Source organism: Flavobacterium hydrophilum (genome assembly GCF_003202405.1).
In the GTDB taxonomy this organism is placed as follows: Bacteria; Bacteroidota; Bacteroidia; order Flavobacteriales; family Flavobacteriaceae; genus Flavobacterium; species Flavobacterium hydrophilum.
The window spans coordinates 680845-693611 of record NZ_QJHL01000002.1 but is presented as its reverse complement, the minus strand read 5'-3'; the positions used below and the strand labels follow the sequence as shown (position 1 = coordinate 693611).

Annotated in this window: 6 protein-coding genes; 3 read left to right on the top strand and 3 right to left on the bottom strand. The window is 36.1% G+C overall.

What is annotated here, in order from left to right; all coding sequences use genetic code 11:
* Nucleotides 1-279: 279 nt before the first annotated feature.
* The 3 genes from pbpC to DMB68_RS12080 form a co-directional block, all read right to left on the bottom strand.
* Entirely contained in the window at nt 280-2655 is a 2376-nt protein-coding gene (pbpC, locus tag DMB68_RS12090; protein WP_110346912.1) for a penicillin-binding protein 1C, read from the bottom strand.
* Nucleotides 2656-2876: 221 nt separating this feature from the next.
* Entirely contained in the window at nt 2877-8567 is a 5691-nt protein-coding gene (locus DMB68_RS12085) for an alpha-2-macroglobulin family protein (RefSeq protein WP_110346911.1), read from the bottom strand.
* A 275-nt stretch (nt 8568-8842) separates the two neighbouring features.
* On the bottom strand, nt 8843-9286 hold the full coding sequence (locus DMB68_RS12080; protein WP_110346910.1) for a nucleoside deaminase: 444 nt from the start codon (nt 9284-9286) through the stop codon (nt 8843-8845).
* Nucleotides 9287-9348: 62 nt separating this feature from the next.
* Here DMB68_RS12080 and DMB68_RS12075 point away from each other — a divergent pair, with 62 nt between their 5' ends.
* From DMB68_RS12075 to DMB68_RS12065, 3 genes are read left to right on the top strand one after another with little or no spacing between them, the layout of a single operon-like run.
* The gene (locus DMB68_RS12075) at nt 9349-10224 is read left to right on the top strand and encodes a hypothetical protein (protein WP_110346909.1); all 876 of its coding nucleotides are present in this window, start codon (nt 9349-9351) and stop codon (nt 10222-10224) included.
* Nucleotides 10224-10919, top strand: a complete 696-nt coding sequence (locus DMB68_RS12070; RefSeq protein WP_110346908.1) for a hypothetical protein — start codon at nt 10224-10226, stop codon at nt 10917-10919. Before DMB68_RS12075 ends, DMB68_RS12070 begins: the two co-directional genes overlap by 1 nt.
* A gap of 54 nt (nt 10920-10973) precedes the next feature.
* Complete coding sequence (locus DMB68_RS12065; protein ID WP_110346907.1) at nt 10974-12758, top strand: 1-deoxy-D-xylulose-5-phosphate synthase; 1785 nt, start codon at nt 10974-10976, stop codon at nt 12756-12758.
* The last annotated feature ends 9 nt before the right edge of the window (nt 12759-12767 follow it).

Here is a 12767-nt window from a genome sequence, read left to right as displayed (position 1 = left end):
TGCGTCATTGCGAGGAACGAAGCAATCTCATTTTACATTTGACTTTGAGATTTGGGACTTCAAAATTGAAATTTGTTTTATTAGAAGCAATTTCCAGCTATCCGCTTGTATCTTTTCCTGGCTAAAGGAGCCAGAAAAAGGATACCACTCCTATCTGGGCTAGGCAATCATTTTCATAACAAACTTTAATTCATCAAAGTATCATTGATTTAGGAATTTGAGCCCGAGCGAACGCTAACAGGCGAAACAATTTCAAAAAATAAAATTTCCTTTTAAAATTTATTCTCTCACAATCTCAATCCTTCTTCTGATTTCATTCCCCGAAACATCAACAACCGTAACATAATGTATTCCCGAAGTTGGAGTAATAGGTAATTCATGAAATGTTTTGGTTGTGGCTTTGTAAACATTATCGACATACCAAAACAACTCTTTATCTCTTTCAGAATAAGCAACTTTTAAAATTACGGGCTGTACATTACTATTAAAATCCTTCGTTAAATAAATTTTACTGTTTGCTTTCGGATAAATAAAATCCATTGTTTTAGATTGAATACCTTCGCAACCTTCTTTAAAAGGCGGCAAAGGCAAATACTCAATATGCTGGCTTTTATAATACCAGGCCATAACCGGAGGCAAAACAAACCAACTTTTAGTGATAATATTGTCTATGCTTTCACAGCTGCTGTTGACCTGAAACTGCTCTGTTTTATCTAAATGTACCGTTTTATGATACGGACAAACTTTTGTCGATTTCCCTTTTTTAGAAACCCATTGTTTGATTTTCGGACAATTATCTTTTGCCAGATAACCACTCAATCGGCAAACCTCAACTTCAGCCAAATCATTGTATGGAGTATCAAACCATCTTTGTCTTGGCAGTAAATTAAAAACATCAAACAATATAGGTGCTGCGCTTGTCACTCCTGTTAAAGTCGGACGTCCTTCTCCCGTTGCATTTCCAACCCAGATTCCAACCACATATCTGGAATTGGTTCCAATAGCCCACGCATCCCGATTTCCAAAACTGGTTCCGGTTTTCCACGCAATTTTAAGCGAACTGTCATAAAACTTCCAGGCTTCGTCTCCTTCCGGTCTATTCACCTCTTCCATTGCATTGTAAGTCAGCCAAATTGATCCTGCGCTCAAAATATTCTTCTGATTGGTTTCTGAACCAAAATCGGGTTTAAAGTCGTTTTTATAATTGAGCTCAGAAAACTCATTGGTTCTGTATTGACCTTTGTTTTTATTGAAATAATTAACCGTTGATGAAAGATTGGCATACGTTCGGCATAAATCCCACAAATTACTTTCAGCACCACCCAAAATAAGTGATAAACCGTAATGATCCGGTGTTTTATTGATGTTCTTCAATTTGAATTTCTGCAATTCTTCGTAAAATTTATTTACACCAAAATCCTGAAGCATTAAAACCGCCGGAATATTTAGCGAACGTGACAATGCCCGATGTGCCGGAACAGCTCCGTCAAAAGTCAAATTAAAATTCTGCGGTGTATAACCTGAAATCTGCGTTGGAATATCAGCAATTAAAGTATTAGGCAATAATTCACCATCATCAAGCATTGCGGCATACAAAAGCGGTTTTAAAATACTTCCTGTACTTCTTGGCGCATCAATAATATCAACATCTTTTTGATGATCTGCATCAGCCGGAGAATTTCCAACATAGCTCATTACATTTCTGCTTTGAACATCAATCACCAAAATTGCCAGATTATGAACTTCATTCTGCTTGTATTGATTGTAATAATATCGTGCTATTTGATTAACTCTGTTTTGAAGAGCATAATCAATTGTGGTTTTTACTCTTATTCCTTCTTCATTTTTAGCTGCTCTCTGCAATAAATGCGGTGCAATTTGTGGAAGATTATAAGGTTTTTGCGGCAAAGGCTCTTCTATCGAAAGTTCATACGTCTGCTTGTCGATTATGCCTTCCTGATTCAGTTTTAATAGAAGCCGGTTCCGTTTGTTTAATAATTTAATTTGATTCTTTCCCGGATAAATCAGACTTGGTGCATTTGGCAAAACAGCCAAAACAGCATTTTCTGCCCATGACAATTGGTTGGATTGAACACCAAAATAACGCCATGAAGCCATTTCCAGTCCAACTACATTTCCTCCAAATGGTGCGTGTGCTGCGTACATTTCGAGAATTTCATTTTTAGAATAACCTAATTCTAATCGGGTTGCCAAAATAATTTCTATTATTTTTTCGAAATAGGTTCTGTTTTTTCCTTTGCGGGATAATCGAATAACTTGTTGCGTTAATGTACTTCCTCCTCTAACTACTTTTCCTGCTTTTTTATTTTGTTTAAAAGCATTAACCATTGCACCAGGATTGAAACCGGGATGTTTATAGAAATACTCATCTTCAAAATAAACAATACATTTTTTGAATTTGTCCGGAACGCTATCCTGTGCAGGAAAACGCCATTGTCCGTCATCAGCTATTTTCGCGCCAAGCAGTTCTCCTTCTTTGCTTTCTATAACGGTCGAATAGGGTTCTTTGAATAATGTTCGGGGAAGGGAAAAATAGTAAATCAGCAAGAGCAGAAATGCAATTGCTGATTTGATTTTGTTTTTTTTGATCCAATTTATAATGCGCTGAAAGAACGCTATAATTTTATTTTTCAACGTAGTAATTATTTAACCGCAAAGGCGCTAAGTTATTCGCAAAGTTCACAAAGTTTTTTTTGCTCGCCGATTCCGCAGATTCCGCAGATTTTATTTTTATCTGCCTGATCTGCAACCCGAGCGACAGCGAACAGGCGAAGCAAATCTGCGAGAAACTTATATACCACAAAGTTCACAGTTTCAAAAATCCTTTTAATCCGTGTAATCTATGGCTGATTATTTTATTTCACAACCTCAACCCAGAAGCCTTTTGTTCTTGCTAAGAATGTATTATCGTACATTGCTTCGCATTGTAATCCCGGCAGATAATAATTCCCTAGATAAGATGCGTTTAACAGAATACGGAAAACTTTGGTTTCTCTGGATTTCATTCCGAAATAGAAATTCGTTCTGTCATCGCGGATATCAATATAATCTGCAATGTTATTCACAGCATCTCCATAATCGGTGAAACGCGTATTTACAATTTCAAATCCTGAAGGCAGAATTTGAGATAGCGCTACGTTTTGAACGCTCTCTCCTCTTTGATTTTTAATCGTAACCTCGGCAACAAACTCAGTTCCCTGATTGATTCTCGAAACATTAATGATACTTCCTTTTCTGTTTTTGAAAACAATAGAAGCCGTAACATCGCTCTGAACTGCATTTTCCTGACCGATTGGCAATATTCCGGTATTCAATACGCGAACATAAACTGTATTCGCTTTATTGTTTTTCAGCGTAATACTATTTGCTCCTGAAGTAACTGACAAACTACGATCTGCAACCGATTTACCTGTGTTGATGGTTTCTCCTTTTCCGTTTTTACTAAATTGAATATTGATTCCTTTTGGACCGTTAGTCACCGCAAATTTCGACATTGCATACAAACAATAAGCCGTTGTCTGCGTACTCATCCATTGATTGGCCGACATTTCTTTCGCCAGTTTTACGGCTGTTGTAAAAGCTTTTTGCTTCTGTCCTAAAAGAAGCATCGTTTCCAGAGCCATTGCCCTGTTTCTCTCACTTGATCCATAATAGTAATAACTGTAGCCATCTGAACTTCCATCAATACTGGTACGTAAAAATAGGCTTTGTCCAGCTGATTTCTGACCTGCTAAAACATAGGCTGCAGCTAAACGAAGCATACTTTCGTTTGAAATCCCTTTTGTTTCTCTCAACCTGTTCATTGCTGATAAATCGGCATTTCCTGCTAAAGCCAAAGTGTACAAACGATAGGCCTGAGCTAAATCATTTCCATATTTCGGTTCAAAACGCCATTGTTTTGCTTCGCGTTGCTGATATCCCAGCCATTTTGATTTGAAATTAATCGGTAATACATATCCTTTTTTCTCTGCTTCAATTAAGAAATGTCCGGCATAAGAAGTTCCCCAGTCATCTGCAATTGCATTTCCTTGCCAATACGGCATTCCACCATTTGACAATTGAAAATTGCCCAATCTCGCAATTCCTGCAGCAATATTTTTCTGAATCAGATCTTTTCGTTTCGTATCAATATCCGCAACATCTCCTAAGTACAATTGTGGAAAAACTGATGAAGTTGTTTGTTCAACGCAACCATGAGGATATTGAATTAAGAATTGTAATCTTCCATTCAAATTCATTGAAGGCATTGACGAAACTTCCAGTCTTGCTTTATTACTTCCCGCAATTCCAAACGTTTTCCATGAAATTGTTTTAGTACTGTTTGGCGTTAGAACAACATCCGTAAAAGTACTCGTAACCGGATTTGGATTTGTCATATCGATTTCAACATCATAAACTGATTTCTCGCTTCCTGAAGTCGCAATTACCTGAACTTTTGCAATTCCGGTTGCAGATCCTACAACCAAATTAAAATAAGCCATTTTTTCATCAGGCTGTTTGAATTTCAATCTCTGAACCGCGCTTCCAATAACTCTCAATCCGTTGCTTGTTTTTACCTGAACTGAAACATTTTTGATTTTATTTTCAGTTGCAAAAATCGTTACCGGAAGCGTTACTTTCTCTGATGGTGAAATTTTTCGTGGCAATGAAGCCAAAACCATCAGCGGACTTTTTACCGGAGTTGCTTTTTCAACACTTCCGTAAGCGCTTGTATTCGCGTCTCCTGCCACAACCATTGTTCGGACCGAACCAATATATTTCGGCAATTTTAACTGATGGGATTTCGTTTCTCCTTTTCCTAATTTAAACGGTCCGTAGTATAATACAACAGGTTTAAAACGGTTGGCTTTCTTCGCTTTTCCGCCGCCTAAATCCTGATCACCACCAATACTGAAAATCTGGTTTATTTTTCCACCATAAGCTCCGATTACATCATCATAAATATCCCAGGTTTTTACGCCTAAAGCTTCACGAACATAGAAGCTATCCCAGGCATTTGGTGTTTTAAAACGGGTTAAATCCAAAAGTCCTTCATCTACAACCGCGATTGTATAGGTCATTTCTTTACCTGATTTTTCTCCCACTTTAACTGTAAAATTCTGCTCCGGTTTTAGAACATCAGGCATTGAAAGTGTTGGAGCCAAAATAGTATTTTTATCCACTACCTCAATCGGAACAATTCCGTACATACGAATAGGTGAATCGTTTTTGGTTGAAGCATGAGGCTGTAATAACGTGATGTTAAAATAGACGTTTGGCGCCATGGCTCCTGTAATTGGAACCTCAACTTTTGTTTCACCTTTTTTAGTTTCCGCCCAAATGGTCTGTATTACTTTTGATCCGTTCTCGATCGAAATTAAAGCACGTCCGCCTTCACTCGAAGGGAAAGAAATCTGTGCTTTTTCACCTACTGCATAATTCTTTTTATCTGTAGAAAAAACCAGCATATTGGCTGTAGAAGCATCTCTGTTTCTCGTTTTTCCGGACCAGATTGGCCAGTCAATATTTACGGTTAAAGAAGTCGCATGACCATCTTGCTGATCTTCTACTCGAATTAGATAGCGTCCCCACTCTTCATCCGTTAAAGCAAACTGAAAACTTCCCCTTCCACTGGAATCGGTATTTATTATAGTGGATTTATAGGATGTTGTAGCATTCGACGAATTGTAATTCGATAAATTATCACTCGAAGAATCCCACCACCATCTCCATTCTACTTTATAAATCCTTACTTCCAGATTTCGAACTGATTTTGGCCTTCCGTTTTCATCAACCGTTACCACTTCAAAACGATTATTGGTTCTGGTTTCCAGCATTCCGTATTTATTAGGTTCAGGCGACTTAATTCCGACATACGTTTTATAAGGCGAATAAGTTGTTGACATCACATCAGTACTAAAATCTCCTCCTTCTTCATAAACTTTTGTAATGAATGAAGCACGAAGCATTCCTGGCGCCTGACCTTGTAATTTTGGCTCAATATTTACCGAAGCTTTTCCGCTTTCGTTTAATTTCCCAGAAAAAACATTAATTTCTTCTGTACTGAACTGGCGCACTAAATCATCAAAACTAAATTTCTCATATCCTTTAAAAGTCGTCGTTTGCTGAGAAAATTTTGCCTGCATTTCTACATTCAGATTTTTAGCAATTGCACCGTGCAGCCATGTCACTTCCAGATTATCTGTATTTGGATATGATGACGAAAGTGTTTTTCTGCTAAACGTATTTTTAATTTTTAAACGATTTGGCTTGATCGTTTCAATTTTAATGCTTTTGTAAAATTTAGCACCACCAACACTCACCATCGCTTCCCAGTTTCCAGTTGGAGCATCTGCATTTGTAGGAACCGTAAACGCATAATGATTTAGTTCATTTGTTTTTTGAACAGTCTGATAAACCGTTTTTCCGTTAGGATCATTCAGTCTGAATTTGATTGGATGTGATTTTGGCAATTTGTTCGAAGCATCATTTAAAATAAAAGACAAATACAAATTATCTCCCGGACGCCAGACTCCGCGCTCTCCGTAAATAAAACCTTTTAATCCTTTTTGAAGGGTTTCACCGGCAACATCAAAATTACTGACTGACAATGAAAGCCCGTCATCCAGCTTCACATAAGTCGATTGATCTCCTAAAGTAACAATAGCAAAATAGGCGAATTTATCCAGTTGAAAAGATGCAATCCCTTCACTGCTGGTTGCTTCACTGGCAATTTTTTGCTGTTGAAAATTGTATAAATCCACTCTAGCATTCGAAACCGGCTCTGTTGTTACAATATTATTTACTGCGAATAAATACGACTTATTTTCGCCTCTTTTGGCAATTACACCTAAATCTGTCGCCAGAATATTAGTTGCGATTTTAGCATTATAATAATAAGAGCCTGTGCATGGATCCTGGCTTTCTCTCCAGTCATAATCATCATAATAGTAATCGTCATACGAATTGCCGCTATAGTTTACATCATTTTCATCAACCTCTTCTTCCTCTTCCTGATTTGAATCTTCGTCTGAAGTTTCACATTTGTATAACGAATATTTTCTTTTGTATTCAAATTCCACTCTGTAAATCGCACCCGGTTCCGGTTTTATGATTTTAGATAAATCTAAGGCGTACGTATTCCATTTGGTTAAATTTACCAATGTACTTTCCTTTAAATTCAGGGTTGTTTTGGCGATTGGCTGAGCGACTTTTTTGAGATTTTGTGCTCCGTTTAATTCATTATATTGAAGAAACTGCAGAATATTATTTTTGTAAATTTTATAAACCTTTACGTCAACTGCGCTAAGGTTTACTGCTTCAAAATTTAATTTTAAATTATTTGAACTTGGCAGAATCGTTCCGTTTTTAATAAAACGAACATTTGGTTTTATCTGATCAAAAGAGATCTTCTCTGAGTAATTTGCTTCTAATTTTTTTCCGTACTGGCTTTCAATTCCCTGGAAAATCTCCAGCAACAATTCACCTGTTACAACTTGTTCCGGTTCTGCTTCAACAACTTCTTCCACAACTTCTACTTCTTCAACAGCAGCGGCTGCAGAATCAACTACAACTGAAGCCGAGTCTACAGCAACTGCAGCAGAATCAACGGTAGCATAAACAGGTTCTTCTACTACAACCGGAATTGGCTCTTCTTTTTTAGGAGCATTTTGATTCGTAAAATAAACTTTCAGTAAATTGCCCTGAGTAGAAAATTTCAGATTATTGGTATTCTGAATTGAAACCAATCCTGCAAAATCCTGCCCCTTTTCCAGAGGTTCAGAGAAATTAATGACAACAGACTGATTATTCCCGTCAGGAACATCAACTTTTATGACTTTAAACTCATTAATACCTGTAATCGGAAAATCGATTTGTCCTTTCTGATCAATATCAAAATCATCCCCATCATAAATAATTTCCAGATTTGTGGCTTCAGAATAGCGCTGAATACTGTCAATTATAAAATGAAACTCTTTGCCTGAAACCGGATTTCTATCAAACTTAATTTTAAGGTCATTCCCTTTTTGTTTGGCTTCAACTAATTTTTTAGCCGTTTCCAAATCAATATTATCTGCTGTTTTTAAAACACAGTTCAAATACTGATACTCTTTGCTGTACGATTGAATATCAGCCGTATTTATGGTAAAATCCTGTTTAAAGGTCTTAACTGTAAAGTTGAATTTTGAAAGTTCCTCTTCTTTCTCTTTCGGAATGGCTGTCAGTTTATCCAGGTTTAAAGTAACCTGATATTCGGTTCCCGGTTTTAGTTTTTTCTCCGGAATAAAGGCTAAGGTATTAGTCGAAAGTGCTACCACTTTTCCGCTTACACTTGGAGAAATATCAAACAAATCGTCATCCAGTTCCTGATTCGGTTTCCAGTCGTTTTTATCAAAAGCCAAAACCACACGAATATCAGAATCGGAAGAAACAATTCCGCCTGTAAAACTGGTGATATACTCTTTAAATAGTGAAAAATCAGAATTAAAATCTGCAGCTGATTTTCTTCCGCAGGATTGAAAAATAAAAAACACACAAAGCACGAGAACTAATCCTTTTGTTTTCACTTTTATTTAGAGTTAATGGGTTACGAAACTATAAAATTAACAGAGTTTACTATTAAATGCATAACAGTAAAAAGTAATTTAAATTATGTTAAAAGTAAAATATTTTTAAGAAGAAATTTCCGTACGACTGCTATTTAACTTTTGTTGAAGCTCACAAGCAATTATAGAAATAATCAGGAGCTATTTCCAGCTGTCCGCTATATCTTTTTATTCGCAAAAAAGCGAATAAAAAGGATGCCGCTTCCATCTGGGCTAGGGCTCAGGTTTTCATAAGACTATTTACGTCTTTCCAGAAAAAAACGTTTCATTAAATCGGCAGCTTCATTCGCCATAATACCGGAAACGACAGTAGTTTTGGGATGCAGTTTTGTTCCCATAGCCATAAAACCTCTCTGTTCATCTCTGGCTCCAAAAACAATTTTAGAAATCTGGCTCCAGTACAACGCACCGGCACACATCTGACAAGGTTCTAAAGTGACATACAAAGTACAATCCTTTAAATATTTCCCGCCCAGAAAATTAGCAGCTGCGGTTATCGACTGCATTTCGGCATGAGCCGTAACATCATTTAACAATTCCGTCAAATTATGACTGCTTGCAATTACTTTATTAGCCACTACAATGACAGCCCCAACAGGAATTTCGCCTTTATTAAAAGCCATTTCAGCTTCCTGTAAAGCTTTCTTCATAAAATACTCGTCGGTGAAGGGATTTATCATGAAACAAAAATACATTTTTTACTTAGGAATTTTTATTACTTTTATTTTTTGATATTTTAAAAATGGGAAACAATTACAAAATCGCTATTCCGGAACCGTGCCATGAAAACTGGAACAAAATGTCTCCAAAAGATAACGGAAGATTTTGTTTGAGCTGTAGTAAAATTGTTGTTGATTTTACCTCGATGCTTCCTGAAGAAATTCAGCATTTTTTTATTCAAAATCAAGGCAATAAAATTTGCGGAAGATTTAAAAAAACGCAATTAGACAATATCATAATTCAAATTCCAAGTCAGATATTATATTCCCAAAATCATTATCATAAGATGTTTTTACTCGCATTGTTTATTGCTATGGGTACAACTTTGTTTAGTTGTACCGATAAAAATGGAGATAAAAAGAAAATTGATAAAATTGAAATCGTTAAGACTTCGAAAACAGAACCTATACAAGTTGGCAAGATTAAGATAAAGGGAAATAATAATTTTGTACCGCCACCTCCTCCTCCGCCAAAAACAGATAACGTAAAATTTGTAAAAGGAAAAACTAAAATAAGCGATGTCAAAATTAATAGTTCTTCTACTCCTGATTGCAAAGCATCAGTACAGGAATCTAATATGCAAGGAGAGACTTATATTACAGGAGCTGTTATTGAAACAAAAGCAGACTATCCGGGTGGAATTAATAACTTTTATCAGTTTTTAGTAAACGAATTAAAACTTCCTAAGGAAGCTGAAAAGCCAAAAAGCAGAATTATAATTTCGTTCGTGATAGAAAAAGACGGCTCCTTGTCATCATTTGAATTCCCAAAAAACATTGACTCAAAAGTAGAAGCAGAAATATCACGTGTTTTAAAACTTTCTCCCAAATGGCAGCCAGGAGAACAAAATGGCAAAAAAACACGAATCAAATATAGTTTACCCTTGTCATTTCAATAATGGAAAGAAAACAAACAACTATTCGAGAAAAACAAAACAAAATAATGCTGAAACATTACTCTAAAATATTTTTACAGGCTTTGTTTATTATCATAGGAACAACTTTATTTAGTTGTACAGATAAAGAGTCTAACAAAAAGCAAAATAACGAAATTGAAATTGCTGATTCAGAAAAAGATGAAATCAACAAATCAAAACAGGCTCCTCACTCTTCTCAATTATCAGAAGAAGATAACCAGGAACATGCTGAAAAAAATATTGAAATCAATAATGAAGAAGTTATTTCATTACCCCCAAAGGCAAATCAGATAAAATCTGCAAAACCAGAGGAAATTATTACTAATCCTGAAAAAGACAAAAAAAACAGTACTTCAAAAAAGGAAACTCTAAACAAGCCAGAAGTTCCTCTTAACAAAAATGCAGAATTTCCAGGCGGTATTGATCAATTCCATAGTTTTTTTATGAAAGAATATAAAAAACCAGAAGGTGTAAGTTATTGGAAACTCAATTTCACACTCGCATTTGCAGTAGAAAAAAATGGCACTGTATCTTTTCTTGAATGTTCTCCGGCAGTAGAAGAATCTCTTGAAAAAGAAATTACCAGGGTTCTCAGCTTATGCCCTAAATGGCAGCCTGGTGAGTCTAATGGTAAAAAAATAAAAATGCAATATTCAGTACCTATTTTATTGAAATAAGACTCTGCCAAAAAAATTAAATTTAAAACCGTAAATTTGCTTTTTATCCTTACAATGAAAAGCAATTTACTTTCAGGTATCTACAATCCCGTCGATTTACGTCTTTTAAAAGAAGAACAGCTCCCTCAGCTTGCTCAGGAATTACGTGATTTCATCATCGATATTGTTTCGGTAAAAGAAGGGCATTTGGGCGCGAGTTTAGGTGTAGTGGAATTGACAATTGCACTACATTATGTTTTTCATACTCCCGAAGATTTATTAGTTTGGGATGTCGGACATCAGGCTTACGGACATAAAATTCTGACCGAAAGAAGAGAGAACTTTCACACCAACAGACAACTTGGAGGCGTTTCAGGATTTCCAAAAAGAGAGGAAAGTATTTATGATGCTTTCGGTGTTGGGCATTCTTCAACTTCAATTTCAGCAGCTCTCGGAATGGCAATTGCATCTAAACTAAAAGGTGATTTTAACAAACAGCATATTGCGGTAATTGGTGATGCTTCCATTGCAAGCGGAATGGCTTTTGAAGGCCTGAACCACGCCGGAGTTACCGATGCTAATATCTTAGTTATTTTAAACGATAACGCCATCGGAATTGACCCGAGCGTTGGCGCTTTAAAAAAATATTTAACAGCAGTTAAAAACGGAAAAAACCCGAAGCAAAATAACATCATAAAATCCCTGAATTTTGACTATTCAGGTCCAATTGACGGACATGATCTTCGAACTTTAATCAAGGAATTGAATCGTTTAAAAAAGATAAAAGGCCCGAAGTTTCTTCATATAGTTACCACAAAAGGAAAGGGTCTCCAGCAGGCAGAAGAAAATCAGGTAAAATATCATGCACCGGGAAAATTTGATGCTTCTACCGGAGAAATTCATTTAAAATCTGAAGAAAATCTTCCTCCAAAATATCAGGATGTTTTTGGCTTAACCATTTTAGATTTAGCTAAAAAGAACGAAAAAATCATCGGAATTACACCCGCAATGCCATCGGGGAGTTCTTTAAAATTTATGATGGATGAATTGCCGGATCGTGCTTTTGACGTTGGAATTGCTGAACAGCATGCCGTAACTCTTGCGGCCGGAATGGCAACGCAAGGCATGATAGTCTACTGCAATATTTATTCGACTTTTTTACAGCGTGCTTATGATCAGGTAATTCATGATGTTGCTTTACAAAATTTACCGGTCATTTTTTGTCTAGACAGAGCCGGTCTGGTTGGAGAAGATGGCGCAACACATCATGGCGTATTTGATATTGCGTATTTGAGAGCGATTCCAAATATAATTATCTACGCACCAATCAATGAAATTGCCCTTCAAGATATTTTATATACTGTTCAGTTAGCTTCTTTAAATCATCCTATTGCTATTCGTTATCCGAGAGGCCGAGGTGTTTTGCCAAATTGGGGAAGAGAAAATTTCGCAAATTATCAGGAAATTACTATTGGCAAGGCAAATTGCTTAAAAAATGGAACAAAAACAGCTGTTTTATCTACTGGCACTATCGGAAATAATGTAATTGCTGCTTTAAATGAACTGGAGAATCCAGAAAGCATTGCACATTACGATTTTCCTTTTATAAAACCTTTAGACAATGATTTGTTAGACAAAACATTAACCTCTTTCGATCATATTATTACCATTGAAGACGGTTCAAAAATTGGTGGTTTTGGAAGTGCTGTTTTAGAATATGCTACAGCGAATAATTTCACTAAAAAAATAGAAATTTTAGGTATTCCTGATAGTTTTATTGAACATGGCACAGTAATTGAGCAACAACATTTTTGCAAAATTGACGTTAAAAGTCTGGTAAATCTTTTTCAAAGATTATAAAATAAGTAT